The organism is Eubacterium callanderi (assembly GCF_900142645.1).
Lineage (GTDB): Bacteria > Bacillota > Clostridia > Eubacteriales > Eubacteriaceae > Eubacterium > Eubacterium callanderi.
Window position 1 is genome coordinate 170681 of sequence record NZ_FRBP01000011.1, and the last position, 16764, is coordinate 187444.

Annotated in this window: 12 protein-coding genes; 10 read left to right on the plus strand and 2 right to left on the minus strand. The window is 37.8% G+C overall.

The genetic code is table 11. From position 1 onward, the window contains the following. Position 1: 1 nt before the first annotated feature. The 8 genes from BUC22_RS15830 to BUC22_RS22480 all read left to right on the plus strand — a co-directional run bounded on the left by BUC22_RS15830 (position 2) and on the right by BUC22_RS22480 (position 7929). On the plus strand, positions 2-1816 hold the full coding sequence (locus BUC22_RS15830) for an ABC transporter ATP-binding protein (RefSeq protein WP_025491683.1): 1815 nt from the start codon (positions 2-4) through the stop codon (positions 1814-1816). 3 nt (positions 1817-1819) lie between these two features. Then, positions 1820-3553 (plus strand): ABC transporter ATP-binding protein, encoded by a 1734-nt coding sequence (locus BUC22_RS15835; RefSeq protein ID WP_073383224.1) that lies wholly within the window; start codon positions 1820-1822, stop codon positions 3551-3553. Positions 3554-3574: 21 nt separating this feature from the next. Further along, positions 3575-3937, plus strand: coding sequence for a metal-dependent transcriptional regulator (locus BUC22_RS15840; RefSeq protein WP_025491681.1), 363 nt, complete (start codon positions 3575-3577; stop codon positions 3935-3937). Between the two features lie 513 nt (positions 3938-4450). Beyond that, complete coding sequence (locus tag BUC22_RS15845) at positions 4451-4894, plus strand: RNA polymerase sigma factor (RefSeq protein ID WP_073383227.1); 444 nt, start codon at positions 4451-4453, stop codon at positions 4892-4894. Then, positions 4891-5130, plus strand: a complete 240-nt coding sequence (locus BUC22_RS15850) for a helix-turn-helix domain-containing protein (protein WP_073383229.1) — start codon at positions 4891-4893, stop codon at positions 5128-5130. Before BUC22_RS15845 ends, BUC22_RS15850 begins: the two co-directional genes overlap by 4 nt. Positions 5131-5558: 428 nt before the next feature. Further along, on the plus strand, positions 5559-5762 hold the full coding sequence (locus tag BUC22_RS15865) for an excisionase (protein WP_002566648.1): 204 nt from the start codon (positions 5559-5561) through the stop codon (positions 5760-5762). A 79-nt stretch (positions 5763-5841) separates the two neighbouring features. Next, complete coding sequence (locus tag BUC22_RS15875) at positions 5842-7119, plus strand: site-specific integrase (protein WP_073383232.1); 1278 nt, start codon at positions 5842-5844, stop codon at positions 7117-7119. 687 nt (positions 7120-7806) lie between these two features. Then, on the plus strand, positions 7807-7929 hold the full coding sequence (locus BUC22_RS22480; RefSeq protein WP_273695671.1) for a hypothetical protein: 123 nt from the start codon (positions 7807-7809) through the stop codon (positions 7927-7929). A 173-nt stretch (positions 7930-8102) separates the two neighbouring features. Here BUC22_RS22480 and BUC22_RS15880 read toward each other — a convergent pair whose 3' ends face one another. Next, complete coding sequence (locus tag BUC22_RS15880; RefSeq protein ID WP_073383234.1) at positions 8103-9305, minus strand: YSIRK-targeted surface antigen transcriptional regulator; 1203 nt, start codon at positions 9303-9305, stop codon at positions 8103-8105. A 1164-nt stretch (positions 9306-10469) separates the two neighbouring features. On the opposite strand from BUC22_RS15880, the gene BUC22_RS15885 reads away from it, so the two are divergent. After that, positions 10470-11369, plus strand: a complete 900-nt coding sequence (locus tag BUC22_RS15885) for a diacylglycerol/lipid kinase family protein (RefSeq protein WP_238054551.1) — start codon at positions 10470-10472, stop codon at positions 11367-11369. 898 nt (positions 11370-12267) lie between these two features. Here the strand turns inward: BUC22_RS15885 and BUC22_RS15895 are convergent. Then, the gene (locus BUC22_RS15895; RefSeq protein WP_073383240.1) at positions 12268-13488 is read right to left on the minus strand and encodes a YSIRK-targeted surface antigen transcriptional regulator; all 1221 of its coding nucleotides are present in this window, start codon (positions 13486-13488) and stop codon (positions 12268-12270) included. Between the two features lie 709 nt (positions 13489-14197). Between BUC22_RS15895 and BUC22_RS15905 the strand changes: the two genes are divergently transcribed. Beyond that, a partial coding sequence (locus tag BUC22_RS15905; RefSeq protein ID WP_200805551.1) for a Rib/alpha-like domain-containing protein occupies positions 14198-16764 on the plus strand: 2567 nt, incomplete at its 3' end.

Below are 16764 nucleotides of genomic sequence, written 5' to 3' on the forward strand. Positions count from 1 at the left end.
AATGGCACAGCAAAACAAGAAGCAGCCGAAAGCGAAAACCGGACTGGCACGCTGCCTGGAACTGGCTTCCGGCCATAAAGGGCTGGTGTTCCTGGCAGGGTTTTTGGCGGCGCTGGCTGCGATCTGTTCTTTTGTTCCGTACTTATCAATCTACTACATCATTCGGGAAATCCTGTTTGTTTACCCGGATATGTCGCTCTTGAATGTTTCCGCAATCTCGACCTGGGGATGGCTGGCCCTGGCTGGAATTTTGGGGAACATCGTATTTTACTTTTTTGCCCTGTTGTGTTCCCACGTTGCGGCGTTTGGAACGCTTTATGAATTGAAGGTGGCCTTTGCCGACCACATCATGCAGATTCCCCTTGGGTATCATCTGACCCTGGGCAGCGGCAAAATGAGAAAGATCATGGATGAAAACATTGAAAGTGTTGAGAAATTCATCGCTCACCAGCTCCCGGACTTTGTGGCCTCTTTGGTCGCGCCGCTTGTTCTGGTTATCATTCTTCTTGGAATTGACTGGCGGTATGGCGTGGTTTGTCTGGTCGGTATTGTTCTGGCCTTTATCGTGCAGTTTGCGGGCTTCAACGGAGAAGCAAAGGAAAAAATGCACCGTTTTCAGACCGCCCAGGAGAACATGAACAGCGCTTCTGTGGAATATGTACGTGGTATGTCGGAGATCAAAGCATTTAATCAGACCGCCGATTCCTTTAAGCGGTTGGGCAAATCCATTACAGACTATACCTCTTTTGTGTTGGAGTACGCATTGGGCTGGCAGAACTGTATGCCTGCTTTTACCACGATCATCAACAATATTTATCTGCTTTTGATTCCGGTGGGCATTCTGATCGGGATGCACACTACGGATTTCAGGGAGTATTCGCTGACATTTATTTTCTACCTGATTATTGTCCATGCGATTTCCGGTGTCCTGAATAAAATCATGTATATCTCTGAGTCCTTTACGCAGATTGACGGCAGCGTGGAGCGTATGGATGAAATCCTGCGTATCCCGGCCCTGCCCGAAAAGAGTACGGCGCAAGCAATCGAAAACTATGGGATTGCTTTCCGGGATGTCAGCTTTTCCTACGAAGCCGATTCCCAGGTCAAGGCCCTGTCTCATGTTTCTTTCTTTGCGGATCAGGGCAAGGTGACAGCCATTGTCGGCCCCTCCGGTGGCGGTAAAAGTACCATCGCCAGCCTAATCTCCCGGTTTTATGATGTGACGGACGGAAGTATTCAGATCGGCGGCGTTGACATTCGGGATATTCCTCTGGATGCGCTGATGGATAAGGTCAGCTTCGTATTTCAGGATACGTTCCTGTTCAAACAGAGCATCCTGGATAACATCCGTATGGGAAATCCAGATGCAACGGAAGAACAGGTGATTGCGGCGGCAAAGGCTGCAAGATGCCATGATTTTATTGAGCAGCTTCCAAACGGTTATCAGACTGTGATCGGCAGTACCGGCGTCCATCTCTCCGGTGGTGAGCGTCAGCGGATTGCCATTGCAAGGGCTATCGTAAAAGACGCGCCCATCATCGTTCTGGACGAGGCTACTGCGTTCAGTGACCCGGAGAACGAGTACCTGATTCAAAAAGCCTTTGAAAAGCTGATCCAAAATAAAACAGTTGTAATGATCGCCCATCGCCTGTCCACGATTCGTAATGCTGACCAGATACTTGTCATGGAAAAGGGATGCCTGATTGAATCCGGCACCCATGACGAGCTGCTGAAGAAGGACGGAAAATACGCGCAGATGTGGAGCAGCTATACGGAGTCGATCAACTGGAAAATTGGCACAGGAAAGGCGGTGTGATCTATGAGTAAGCTGAAAGAAAAGCTAATGCTGTCGGAGAAAGGCTATTCCGACCTGAAAAAAGCAATTACGGCCTGCACAATAACCAATATCGCGTTATTGCTCCCATCAATGGTAGCCTGCCTGATCTTTTGGGAGCTGTTAAAGCCGTTTACGGGAGAAGCAATTTCGTGGGCCGCGTTGTGGAAGCTGCTGGGCCTAGGGCTGGTGGCGGCTATTCTGGTATTCCTGGCCGCGAAAAACGATTATAGGAAAACCTATATTGCTTCCTATAAGGAGGCCAGCACGACCAGACTTCGGATCGCGGAGCATCTTCGCAAGCTCCCCATGAGCTTCTTTAACACAAAAGATTTGTCCGATATTACCACCAACATGATGGCAGATTGCAGCAGCATGGAATCCATGCTTAGCAGTACCATCCCGCCGCTGATTGCAAATATCATCTCTGTTACCCTGACCTGCGTTTGTCTGGCATTTTTTGACTGGAGAATGGCCCTTGCGATTTTCTGCACAATGCCGGTTACATTCCTTATCATCTTGTGCGGGCGCAAGCTACAACTTCGTCTGTTTGACAAACAGGTGGATGTGAAACTGGAGGCATCTAGCCAGATTCAGGAATACCTGGAAGGTATCAAAATTATCAAATCCTGTGGTCTTGGCGGTTCCCGCTTCGATGCGTTGGATAAAGCACTCCAGGCTATGAGAAAAATCGCCATCAAGGTAGAACTGGCCTCCGGTATTCTGGTTCAGGGAGCCAGCCTGGTCCTGCAAGCAGGGCTTGGCATTACTATTTTCATTGGAACGGTGCTGATAACAAACGGTAAAATTGAACTGCTTTCTTTACTGGTTCTACTGATGTTCTCTACGCAAATTTACGGTCCGATCCTTGCCATTCTCTCGCAGTTGACCTCTCTGTTTCACTTGGGGACTGTTACCAACCGTATGCGTACCCTGCTGACCACGCCCACCATGGAGGGCGTGGACAAAGATGTATCCAAATATGACATTGAACTGAAAAATGTCACCTTCGGATATAACCAGGACGATGTTATCAAGGATGTGTCTTTCTCTATTCCCGCTGGCAGCGTAACGGCTCTGGTAGGGCCTTCCGGCAGCGGCAAAAGCACGATTTCCAAACTGATCGCCCGTTTTTGGGATGTAAGAAAAGGCCAGATCACCATTGGCGGCATAGATGTCAGCACCATTGAACCGGAACACCTGATGCGCTGTATGTCCTTTGTATTCCAGGATGTGACCCTGTTCAATGATACTGTTTTTAACAATATCCGTGTAGGCAACATGAACGCTACCGAGGAGCAGGTCATGGCGGCGGCAAAGGCGGCATACTGTGACGAATTTATTCAGCGATTGCCGGACGGTTATCAGACTGTCCTTGGAGAGAACGGCAGCACTCTTTCCGGTGGTGAGCGTCAGCGGATTTCCATTGCCCGCGCGCTTTTGAAGGACGCACCTATTATTCTGCTTGATGAGGCAACAGCGTCCCTTGACCCAGAGAACGAGGTTTTGATTCAGCGTGCTATTGCAAAACTGGTAGAGGGTAAGACGGTTATTATGATTGCTCATCGGCTCCGCACTGTGGTGGATACTGACCAGATCATTGTCCTGGATAATGGTAAGTTGGTTGAGCAAGGCACTCATGAGGAACTAATGAAGAAGAACGGTCTATACCATAAGTTATTTCATATTCAGCAGGAAAGCCTTGGTTGGGCCGTATAATTTTTGTACTAGGAGGCTGAGATGAAACTTCATGCATCCGGGGAGGACTACTTGGAAGCTATCCTCGTTCTGCATAAGAGAATAGACATGGTGCGTTCCGTAGATGTAGCCCGGCACATGGAGGTGTCAAAACCCAGCGTGTGCCATGCAGTAGGCATTTTGCGTGAGGGCGGCTTTCTGACAATGGATGAAGAACACTATCTGCATCTAACAGACATTGGTCGAGAAGTGGCCGTAAAAATCTATGAGCGCCATTGCTTTTTCATGGAACAGCTCATAGCCGCAGGCGTTGATCCTAAAATTGCAGAAGCCGATGCCTGTCGGTTGGAACACGTTATTAGTAGTGAATCTTTTGAACGGTTAAAAGAAACAGCCGACCAATAGGAAGTGAATCACACGAAACACGCTTCACCGCCCAATAGGCAAAAAAAAACGTTGCAGGGACAGAGGCTTTCCTGCGCGTAAAATAGATTCCTTAATCTTCGGCGGTTCAAGACCAAGTCTGCCGTTTCTTCGCCTTCTATTGGAAATGGCGTCCTGACACTGGCGTGATTGGCGGCTCTAGGAGGAAGCTGTCATGTGTAAAAAGGGAGATCGACCACCAGAAACGGGAGTAGCACCGTTAAAAAAAGCCATCCCCCGGCCAGTCAAAAATGCGGCCGGACCCATGCATTATCCCATGCAATAAAACACCATATTGTTGTTATGTTCGCCCGGAGGGTTTATGCCTTTCCGGGCGAATTTTGTTATTTCCTGCGTCCCGTACCACCGGCCACACATTTTTTCAAAAAATGTTTCAAAAAGTGGTGTTTAGCGGGTAGCTGGCAGCCTTTCAAAAGTAACTTTGGCGGAAAGGGAGAGAACCACCGAAATCACCCACAGAAAGGGGGGGAGAAGATGGATACGATCCCCCGCAATGACTTTATCCTGCGGCACCGCTATGACGCATTTTGCAAGGCGGTACTCCGCAATGAGGCCAAAGATTATCTGCGCGAGATGGGACAGCAGCGCGACCGTGAAAAGTCGCTGGACGCCCTGACACAGCAGGAATTGGACAAGCTCTCCACGGTAGATTATTACCCCAGCGACAGCTACGTTTTTTCGTCGCATGGATATGATTTGCCCATTGACAACGAGCTTGTAGCCGAGGCATTCGCCAGCCTGCCACAACAGGAACAAAGCATTTTGATTTTGCACTGTGTTTTGGATTTGACAGACGGAGAAATTGGCAGCCTCATGGGAATGTCCCGCAGCGCCGTACAGCGTCACAGGACAAGCACCCTGAAACAGTTGCGTTTGAAATTGATGGCGCTCATGCCAGAGGGAGGGAAACGCGGATGAAGGAACCCACATTCAACGGCAGAAAACTTCTGCCCCTTTCGGTGATGGAAGCTGCCCACGCTGGGGATGCAATAGCTATGGAACATGTGCTGCGCTACTATGCGGGCTACATAAACAAGCTCTGCACCCGCACCTTGTACGACAGCAACGGCATCCCTTATGTGTGCGTGGACGAGTATATGAAGCACCGTTTGGAACTCAAGCTCATCCATTCCATCATCGTTGCTTTGAAGTAACGGCCCGGCCACGGTAACGGAAATGTTTTCTAACTCCCTTTCCGCATTTCCGCCGACCTGGTGGCTGATGGATGCACCTTGACAAATACGCCCGCAGGACAATGGCGGTGCGTCATAGGGCATACGGACACATTCTGTCTGTACCGAGCCGGACGGCGGGTGCGCCATGATGCTGGTTTCTACGAAAACAGCGGAGCGACCACCACCCAGCCGCCACATAGGCGTGGCTGCTTATGGGCGACGACGTGCAGGCAGGACAATGATACTCCCTTACAGCCATAGTCCGAGCGTTAAAAGCGTCGCAGGCAATGGGTCGGGCCGTGTGAGAACCACGCGGGGGTGAAAGTCCCGTGGAGCTGGGCCGCCAGCCGTCCGTGTTTTGCCCATAGTTACAAGAATCCTTTTTTTGAACATAAGGAGGCAAGATTATGAGTAATAACGATGTGCCTATTTGGGAAAAATATACGCTTACCATTGAGGAAGCGTCGAAATATTTTCGCATTGGAGAAAACAAACTGCGGCGGCTGGCCGAGGAAAACCCATCCGCTGGCTGGGTGATTTTGAACGGCAACCGCATCCAGATCAAACGACAAAAGTTTGAAAAAATCATTGATTCTCTGGACACAATCTAGTGAAAAAGAGCCTTGACTATGCTATAATACCTTTAGAGTGTGTCAAGGCTCTTTCCGTCATGGAAAGGAGCATGACGAAATGTCAAAAAAAGAACGAGATGAAAAAAGACGGGACAGCAAAGGCCGCCTTTTGAAATCTGGAGAGAGCCAGCGAACAGACGGAAGATACACCTACAAATATACGGATGCCTTTGGAGAACCGAAGTTTGTGTACTCATGGAAGTTAGTCCCCACGGACAAAATCCCTGCTGGGAAACGCCCGGATATTTCCCTGCGTGAGAAAATCAAGCAGATACAAAAAGACCTTGACGATGGGATTGACACCATCGGCAAGAAAATGACCGTGTGCCAGCTCTATGAAAAGTACATCCGGCAGAGGGGCAATGTGAAGCGGGGAACCCATAAGAGCCGCCAGCAGTTAATGAAACTTCTGTCCGAGGATAAAATCGGAGGGGCCAGCATCGACAGCGTAAAGCTGTCTGACGCCAAAGAATGGGCTTTACGTATGCAGGAAAAGGGTGTGGCCTATCACACCATCTGCAACGGCAAGCGTTCCCTGAAAGCCATTTTTTACATGGCCGTACAGGACGATTGCCTCCGCAAGAACCCCTTTGACTTCCAGATCAATGAGGTTATCAACGACGATACCGTACCAAAGGTGCCGCTTACCCCTGCACAGGAAAAGGAGCTTTTGGACTTCATGCAGAGTGACCCCGTTTATGCCAAGTATTATGACGAGGTATTGATTCTGCTGGAAACCGGGCTTCGTGTTTCCGAACTCTGCGGCCTGACACCTGCCGACCTGAATTTTGAAAAGCGCTTTGTGAATGTAGACCACCAGCTTTTGAGAAGCACCGAGGACGGCTACTACATCGAAGCGCCAAAGACCGACAGCGGTTATCGCCAGGTGCCTATGAGCGCAGCAGCCTACAAAGCATTTCAGCGCGTGCTGCACAGGCGAAAGGATGGCAAAGGCGTTGTGGTGGACGGATATAAGGGCTTCCTGTTCTTAAACCGGGATGGACTGCCGAAAGTGGCTGTCCACTATGATGCCATGTTTCAGTGCCTTGCTAAGAAGTTCAACAAGTTCCATAAGGAACCGCTGCCGGAGGTCATGACGCCGCACACCATGCGGCATACATTCTGTACCAGAATGGCAAACGCAGGCATGAACCCAAAGGCATTACAGTACATCATGGGGCATGCCAATATCGTTATGACGTTGAACTATTACGCTCACGCCACGTTCCATTCCGCACAGGAGGAAATGGAACGGCTGCAAGCTCAGGCACAGACCAGCGCAACCGTCAACACGCAGCCAGCGTCAGAGAGCGCCCAGGAAGCCCAAGCCGCATAGAATGCGCAGAATGTACTACTGTTTGTACTACGTTTGAGAGCGAAAACATGAAGGGTAATAAGAACGTTTGTGAGGTTCTTCCGATAGGAAAAGTGCCGGAAAAGCCCGAAGTTACGGGCTATACCGGCATATAAGAAAACCTAAAGAGATAATTGGAAATCTATTAAATGATTAGGAAGAAATATTTGAACAATGGAGCTACATTGTAAGTAGCATTAGGGCAGATATAATTATAATCTATATGTACCTTTTAGATACTAGTGACAACCAAAACAGTTTGACAGGTAAGTTGTCTAAGGGGTACCCATCAAATATAAATAAGAATAGTATACGAAATAATTGAATTTATTAAAAGCCAGAGTCGATATGTGAACATTCCCCCAAAAGTTGGACTAACGATTGGGAGGTCGATTTTCTATGGCAAAATATAGCTATGAGTTCAAGAAAAAGGTAGTTGATGCATACTTAATTGGGAACGGAACGTAAATATGCCTTTTTATCTAAGCATATGATATTGCAGCATGGTCTAGTACCAAGAAATGGGTATTAGACTATTCAAAAACGGGTTATTATGTTAAAGACTAAATGCTAGAAAACTGGAGGTAGATAGGACAAAGAGAAGTTTTACAGCTTTTTATGCAGATGACAGGCAATGTTGTTGAAATGCAAGACTTAAGGAAAAATTTAATGGATATAGAAGATAAAGTTCCAGAAATTATTTATACTTTATGGACTATTGGAAAAGGATTTTATAATATTGAATATCACGATTTTTGTAGAGAATATCCTAAAATAAATATCAGGTTTTAAAAATCTGGAACAATATTTCATGCCGCTTTATTTTTTTTGAAATTTTTTATGATGTCAGTATAGTTGTTGCTTTGAAGGTTTTTATACAGAGATGAATTAGTATAATAAACACATTATAAAATATAATTTTGTAAATACTTAGCAAGAGTAATTTAAAGAATAAATTTACTTCGTTATTTAATTTTGTTTTTATCAAATATATTGTTACAAGATTGATATTCCTTAGGAGTTGTTCCTGTGAATTTTTTGAACATTTTATAAAAATGAGAATAGTCATAATAATCAAGAGCTTCAGAAACTTCAATTGGTGATAGACCAGATTTTAATAATAATTTTGATTCATTGATTTTTCGTTTGTTTATATACTCTATGACACTAAGTCCAGTTTCTTTTTTGAATTTTGAACGAATAGTTGATTCGGTAACAAAAAAGTTATCTGTAATATCTGATATTTTTATCGAATTATATATATTAAGACCAATAAATTGAATAATAGATTTTACCATAGGAGAATAATTACCTTCCAAAAGGTCATGCATTTTTTTTGTAAAGTGAATAATTGCGGTTTCCCTAACATAAAGAATATCCATTAAATTAGTCTTATTATCTAATTGTTTAATATAAAAATCACGGAGGCGATAAATATCGGTAATATCATGACCTAGTTGGACGGATTGGGATGAAATTTTTTCTAAAAGTATAATTGTGTAAATTTTTTCAGCACATACGGGATCTTCGCTCATATTTGGAATTATGATATTACTAATTTTGCTTAAACTCTTTTTTAATTCTTTTAAATCCCCTTTATTAACAAGATTCAACAACTCCATCTCAAAGTAATATAAATCTTTTTCAGCGTTAAAAGAATGTTTATTATAATTACTTAAAATATTTCTACTAAAATTTATTTTATTTAAATGAATTTGATGATTCAAACCCTCAGAATAGAGATGCGAAGCATTTCCATTAAATACAAAGTCCAATAAAACAAGAATATCACGGACATTATTTAAAGAGAAAATAGGCAGAAGATCTAAATATCGAGACAAATAAGTTTTCAAGTTTTCATCTTTAGTAACTATCTCGATTTTTTTTTCAATAGTTTGTTTAGAAAGTGAATTTGTTATAAATGGACCCAGTATTAAGATTGTTTTTTTATAAGTGAACCGTAAAAAAAATTCGTCTAACATTCCACTAAATAAATAAGGAACGTTCTTTTGCCTACATTTATCGAAATAGGATTTAAAGTCATAAGGCAACGTATATATATGATCTGAAACATATAGAGTTTTTAATACAAAATTTTCATTAAAAACATGTATTGGAAGTTTTGATATTGTATGTATTGATTTTATTATGTCATAAAAATTATCCATTGTTTCCTGAATTTCTCTCCTTATTATAATTTTTTACCATATATTTGTAATACTAGTATAGTCGAGTTACCCTGTTTTTCCAATAATTATACAAAATAAGATCGTATTTTACATATATTTAATGAAAAATGTAAGTTTAATGATTAACAACAGAAAAATACATTTAACAAAATGAAATATAATTAGTTTTTAATTATAATTTAAAAACGATATAAGCAGAAAAGTATTATTGAAAATTAGAATGTGGATTTAGGAAAATATTTGCATCTTTTGTTTTTTAAAAAAATGTTAACAGGTAAGGCAATCAACAGTGTAAACCAAATCTTCTTAACAATTTCTCTTAAAATAGCAGGCCGTTCTTTTTTAGAAATTAATATACTAATGACAATAAAACCGAATATTTTTAAAGGTATTATCTGAAAGATAATATGCTACATACGATAGTGTAAATTTGTTCCTTCTTATATTGTCAATAGTTTTCTTTTAAAAATTTTACGAATCTTTCCACTATTTTGAGAATTATAATTATTATGAAAAACCAAATAATAGTTTTAGGAAAAAATAATATTTGATTTTTGAAGTAGGAATGAGTTTAAAGGATAATTCATTTATTTCTGGATTTTTTATTCTCTTTTATTGCTTTTTTAAAAAATATGATAATAATTTTTTAAATTCATTAAATTCTTGCTTTGATTCTTAATTATATTTATTATTTTTATAAGTATTAAAAAATAGGTGATCGTTACAGATAAATTGAGTCGTATTTTACACACTATATCTCTAAAAATACAATGGTGGTTCATCTATATATTGTGTTATACTAAAAAACAGAAAAGTTAGATTCTATTTTTAGACTTTTCATAAAAAGACCAAGCAAAATGGTGTTAAACTAGCTTAGTGATAATATATCAAATTAAGTCAAAGAGTTATTAAATTAAAATATACTTTTCAAGAAGGAATATTTAAGGGGGATTTAGGATATTTTATTTAGTAGATGATAAGGGTAACAAATTTAAGAGACTATCAATATTAACTTAACACTCCATTTTTAAGAAGTTTTGCTATGGTATTATATGAGAATTGTTTGATTTTTTTTAATATTTTAAAGAATTGTTATGTAGATTTATTTGTTGAAAGATTAAAGAAATATGAAAGAAAGGAATAATGATGAAACAAGCAATGTTAATTGTGAATCCTAGTTCAGGAGAAGAAAAGTCGAAAGACTATGAAATAAGAGCCGAGAATAAATTAAAAAAATCTTTTGATAAAGTAAAAGTTTATCATACCCAAAGAGATGGTGATGCTATATTGTTATGCAAAAAAGCATGTAAAGAAAATTTTCATAGTGTTTTTGTTATGGGTGGAGATGGTACTGTAAACGAAGCGATTAATGGTCTTGCGGAGGAAAAATATATTCCCAAATTTGGTGTTTTTCCATTAGGAACGGTGAATGATTTAGCAAGAGCTCTTAATATATCCTTGGACCCCATAGAGGCAATAGAAAATTTTGATGCAGATAGTTTAATAGACTTAGATGTTGGAAAAATCAATGATGCTTATTTTATAAATGTTGCCGCAATTGGTATTCTACCAGAAAGTATAAATGATGTTGAAAGTGAGGATAAAACAAGATTAGGAAAATTTGCTTATTATATATCTGTATTAAAGAACTTAACTAATCTAGAAACCTTTAAATTTAAAATAATAATTGATGGAAAAGAGGAAGAAATAGAAACTAGTACTATATTGATCGGTCTTACAAATTCTGTGGGAGGCTTTGAAACTTTATTTCCAGAAGCGAAAGTTAATGACGGTGCACTGAATTTTTTAGCAATTAAAGGTAAAAATCTTTTAGATACAGTTAAGTCAGTGCCTGATTTATTAAGGGGAGTAGATTCTTCTACAGAAAATATAAGATATACAAAGTTTAAAAATGGCTCAATTGAACAATTAGATGGCCAAAGTATACTAGCAGTAAATATAGATGGAGATCAAGGGCCAGTGTTACCAGTAAAAGTTAAAGTATTGCCCTGTCATATACAGGCGTATTACTGTAAAATGTAAAACAAAGATAATAAAAAACATTTATTTTAAAAATCTTTGTTTTTTTGAGTGTTTTTAATTTACCGATATAAGTTAGATATAAGTAAGCTAGTTTTATAAATTATTTGTTGAAATAAAGTTTTATAGAAAAAATATTTTAGTATTAAATAAAGAGGATAATCCGCTCTTTTTATTTTTTATTATATTTATGTACTGTTTTCTATTTGCCCTTTTAAGATAAAAAAATTAGTGATGAATGGAGTGGTACAGTGACGGTGTAGGAATCCTTTTGGTAGTTTGTATTAATAAAGGGTCTATTTATGTAAGAGAAAAGTGGAGATAAAGTTTAACTATAAAAAAGATAAAAGAAGAAGCAGGTAAAATTCTAAAAAATATTATATCTTTTTCCTATCTTGATCTTGGTGTTTATTATGTCCAATAGACTTAATGAATGGATTTATTTCTGGTTTAATTGCATTATTTTTTAGATATATTTTCCTGCGATTTATTTGATTTATGGTCCTAATTTTATCTAATAAATTGTGCAACATCTCATTGCCTTCTAAAGCAAACAATTAAAACCCTCTTAACTTAAGAAGTTAAGAGGGGCAGATGATGAGGTGCAAGTTATTTAACGGTTTAATTATTTTCTATAGTTCCTAAATATGAAATTAAGTGAAATTAATTTGCCAACAGTGATATTGTTTGAATTATATTAGGAGGGCACCTCATGACTGGATTATTAATAATAGCATAATTTAAAGTATTATATACTATTATTATATTTATAATATATTAATTATAGAACAAAATCAAGTAAAAATTAGTAGAAGATATGTAAAAAACGATGTTTTAAATACAATAATTTATATCTTTTATATGTTTTTGAAAATTAAGTTTTTTATAATGCGGATTGTATCTATACTTCTATATCATTATTGTTTTTTTGGGAAGTGTTTGTATTCAAAAATTGTTTAGGAGTCATTCCTTCATATTTTTTAAATATTCGATAAAAATGTGACAAGTCAAAAAATTTTAGTTGTTGAGCGACTTTGGTCACAGGAATACCTCCTAAAAGAAGTATTTTTGACTCTGCTATTTTTCGTCTATTAATATATTCACTCATACTAATGCCCACTTCGGTTTTAAATATTTTTCTTAATCGACTTTCAGATAAATATAAGCGCTTTGCCAGCTCATTAATTCGAATAGTATCATAGACCATCAAATTAATAATTTGTATGGCCGAAAGTATTGTTGGGGAATGCGCGGACTGAACAATTTCATGCATTTCTTTAGTAAAATGAATTATTGCGCTGTCACGAACAACTAAAATTTCTGACAATGAAGTTTTAGCTTCCACTTTCTGTACGTAAAAATCACGTATATTAATCATTTTTAAAATATCTTTTCCAGAACCGATAGCGAATGATGTAAGCTTCTCCAGCATCATAATGGTATAATTTTTTTCTGCACGTATAGGCTCAGTATCTGTTTTGAGTCGGACACTTCCTCCAATATCAGCGAGACCTTTTTTTAATAGATTAAGATCTCCTTTTGCCACAAGATTCAGGATGCGACTTTCATAATTAAATGAATATCGCTCTGCCTCAAATATGACATTATTAGAATTAATTCTGTAACTATTATTTTGTATTTGAAGTTGATTTTGTGTGACGTTTTCATGAAGCATTTTAGAGTAAAGGCCTTCTAAATCCATATCAAAAAGAAATCCCAGTAAAATAAGGATATCACGTATATCCCCTAATGAATAAATAGGGAGAAGGTCAAAATAATTACGAAACTCATTTTGTGTTAAGTCAGATGTTTTTATTTTATTTATAACACACATCAATCTAACAATGTCTTGGTCTGTAACAGGATTAGTCAGCCAAGGCCCAATAATGATCCTTTTTTCTTTATAGAGTATAGAAAGAAAGATCTCTTTCAGAAAGCCGTAATCAAATTGAATCGGGAACTCCTTTCGCCTCCATTTTGGAAATTTGTATGGAATAACCATATGAATCCCTGAAAAATAAGCCTTTAATTTTTTTAAATTGCTGTCAAGTATTTGAATGGATAATTTTGTTGTAACATGAAAAGCCTTTATCTTTTTTAAATCATCTTCTGAAAAATGCATGGTATCACATCCTTTTCTTTTGGTTTGTATGAAATAATGAGAGATAAGAAACAGGGCATGATATTAACAAAATTTTATGGAATTAAACTTTATAAGATTATTATAACTGATTTTCTAAAGAACATAAAGATATTTTTACAATCCATAATTTATAGATTTGAGATAGATCATGAGAGAAATGTCATATTACCATAAGTTTCAAAGAAGAATAATGATCTTTAATAAATAATTATTAATGTTTAATGAAAAAAATTAACAACAAAAGCTGATAACATTAGTTTCTAAGTTATTAAAAAACAAGGGTGATTACCATACCATAAAATCGTAACGAATGTAAAAATCGATCAAAGCGTGTAAAAAACAATCAAGTTTAAAATATAATATAGAAGTATTATTAAAATTGATTTATTATAATTCAAAGAGATAAGAAGCACACGATATAATTAAATTCTCTTGTGTTACATCAATAAAACCGAATTGTTGCTGAAAAAAGAGTTTTTTTCAGCAACAGTAGGAGAAAGGTGTTTGACAATAATAATACCAAATAACATGTCATAATAATTTTAATAAACCTATCGTTATCTTGTTTATAAAATTTAGAGTTATGATGAAAAAATATGAGAAAAGGGGCTGATATAAAAGCTGATATAAAATAATTTTCATACCATTTATAAATTTTGATAAGAAATGTGTTAAGGAGGAAATTTAAGTGGAAAAAATTATCGAAAAAAAGACAAAAGGGAGTAGAAAAAAACCCCGTTACGGGATAAGAAAACTATCTGTAGGAGTGGTTGCTTGTATGCTTGGGTACTTTGTTTTTATGCCGACTACGATTATTAACGCAACTGAGTTGAAACAAAATGACTTTAATTCCAGGATAGAAGCGATGGATTTAGGAGATAAATCATCATCTGGAAATACCGATGCAGAAAACTCAGGCTATGCTCCAAATGGAAAATATTCTTTTCAAGATTTAAAATTTAATCCTGAAATTTTAGATAGAGAAAACAAGGCAAATGAAGTTAAGTTTGAAATATATGGAAAACATAACATCGCAGCTTCAACAGATAACTGGAAAATAAATCTTCAGATAGATGAAAGAATTGCCAAATATATTACAAAGATAGAAGTCGATCCTAAAACGGGAACAACTTCTGGTAGAAGAGTTTTGTCTAGAAAAAATGATACTTTAGGAAGAAGTACCAATATTTGGCAAGTAAACTATATTAGGAGCGCCAATGGTTTATTTGCGGGTGCAGAGACAACAGATACCCAGACAGCTCCCAATGGAATTATCAGTTTTGAAAAACCTTTAAATGAAATACTCGCCGAAATTAGTGATGAGAAACTAGCAAGTGATAAATTATTTTATAGAATTTATTTAACAAGTAAGCAAGATAACGGAGGTATAGTTCCAGGAATTGATTCGACAGGATTTTTCTTTGTAAATGGTATTGATCATTATCCCGAGGAGAGTGAGTCTTTAGAAAATAAAGACTGGTTTAAACATTCCTCTGTAGAAGCACGATATATTAAAAATGAAAAATTTAACAATAAAAATGGAGCTATAGTAGTAGACCACAAAATTTCAAAAAATCAAAATTTTGCTTATAATACAAGTGCTAAAAATACTCCATGGTATTTAAAATATGGGGTGGATTCTCGCCTTGTAAAATATATTGATGGTATTGAGCTACACATGATGAGCGCTTCGTCATCTACGACACCAGATTATTCTGTAAATAATGCGAAGAATCGTAAGGTTGCGGAGTTATCAATAGAAAGAAGGGAAGATAATAAAGATTATGGTTATGGTTTGATTATGGATAATGATTTATCAAAAAACTTAGTGAATTTCAATAATGCTTTACCGACACCTGTAACTATTCGATATGTTTATAAGCTTAATAAGCCAATGGAGGAAATTTTGGCTGATCTTAAAAAGGAGGCGGGCGTTGAAGATGGAAAAGCATTTGGTGATGATTTCCAATTTTTTGCATGGCTAACAGATAAATCTCAAACATCTTTAATTCCGAATACATATGGAGCAGGTTTTTATAGAGTTCAGGATATTGATGGTGATGGTCAAACAGATGACGAAGAAGGAAACATTGATCAAAGTCCATATATTGGAATTCCAATAATAAAACCTCCTTATCAGGGAGATAAAAAAGTCCATGCGAGCGTATTATTAAATGAAAATGCTGGAAATGGCAATAAAGCGGAACTAATCAACAAAAATGGAGAAACTATAGCAACTATATCTGATATAAATGCCGTTGATGAAGAAGGAAAACCTGCAACAATGACAGTGGAGCTTGAATTCCAAATTGGTGATCCAAGTAAACTTGGCGACGTTGGAGATGATGTAACAGTTCGTATTATTCCCTCTGATGAAAGGTACCCAAATGGAGAAGAAGCTACAGTTCAAGTAAAAGAAGCTCCAGTAGCTGTAAAAGCTCCTGTTGAAATTTCTAAAGATGCAGATTTGACAAATGACAATGCTTTTGCTAAAAAGGGAATAAAAAATGCCAATAGCATGCCAGAGGGAACAAAATATTCATGGAAAATTAAACCTGATACAAGTAAGATAGGAGAAAAAACAGGCGTTGTGCTTGTACAAGTTCCGGACCGAGACGAAGCGTTTGAAATTACTGTACCTGTAAAAATCATACAATCCTTTGAAGTTACAGTTACAAACCCACCAAAACAAACTGAAGGCAAAAAAATATTAGATGGCACAAAGGTAATTAGCGCTAATGAAGAAAACTTTACAGTTTCAGATGTACATGATGAAGGGCTAAACTCTGGAATTTCCATTGATAAAAATGGAAATTTAACGGGAACACCCAATAAACTTCAGTGGGGAGATGAAGAGTCTACCACTTATGAAGAACAAACAATTAAAGTACATGCTATAGTAACGAGTGAAGATGGAAAAACAGAAAAAGCTGTTGTTGTCAATGTAGTTGTTCAACGAGACACTGACGGAGATGGAACTCCGGATATAAAAGATAATGATGATGACAATGATGGAGTCACAGATCAGGAAGAGCTGGATAAGGGTTCCGATCCAAAGGATCCGAATTCCATTCCAATGATCGACATCACGCCAATCGGTAAAGTAGATATTGAAAATGAAGGGCAGACAGCAACAGATAAGACAGCCATTAAAGATATCGTTATAAAACCGTCGGACAAAGACGCGACAGTAGTAGTTGATGGTTCTAAGTTGCCGAATGGGGTAACCTATGACGATACGGATAAAACGATTAG

Bases quoted from the DNA above. Each gene is read 5' to 3' on its own strand.
- BUC22_RS15865 (WP_002566648.1), top strand. From the start codon at position 5,559: ATGAGTAATAACGATGTGCCTATTTGGGAAAAATATACGCTTACCATT.
- BUC22_RS15880 (WP_073383234.1), bottom strand. From the start codon at position 9,305: ATGGATAATTTTTATGACATAATAAAATCAATACATACAATATCAAAA.
- BUC22_RS22480 (WP_273695671.1), top strand. From the start codon at position 7,807: ATGGATATAGAAGATAAAGTTCCAGAAATTATTTATACTTTATGGACT.
- BUC22_RS15875 (WP_073383232.1), top strand. From the start codon at position 5,842: ATGTCAAAAAAAGAACGAGATGAAAAAAGACGGGACAGCAAAGGCCGC.
- BUC22_RS15850 (WP_073383229.1), top strand. From the start codon at position 4,891: ATGAAGGAACCCACATTCAACGGCAGAAAACTTCTGCCCCTTTCGGTG.
- BUC22_RS15845 (WP_073383227.1), top strand. From the start codon at position 4,451: ATGGATACGATCCCCCGCAATGACTTTATCCTGCGGCACCGCTATGAC.
- BUC22_RS15895 (WP_073383240.1), bottom strand. From the start codon at position 13,488: ATGCATTTTTCAGAAGATGATTTAAAAAAGATAAAGGCTTTTCATGTT.
- BUC22_RS15885 (WP_238054551.1), top strand. From the start codon at position 10,470: ATGATGAAACAAGCAATGTTAATTGTGAATCCTAGTTCAGGAGAAGAA.
- BUC22_RS15835 (WP_073383224.1), top strand. From the start codon at position 1,820: ATGAGTAAGCTGAAAGAAAAGCTAATGCTGTCGGAGAAAGGCTATTCC.
- BUC22_RS15840 (WP_025491681.1), top strand. From the start codon at position 3,575: ATGAAACTTCATGCATCCGGGGAGGACTACTTGGAAGCTATCCTCGTT.
- BUC22_RS15830 (WP_025491683.1), top strand. From the start codon at position 2: ATGGCACAGCAAAACAAGAAGCAGCCGAAAGCGAAAACCGGACTGGCA.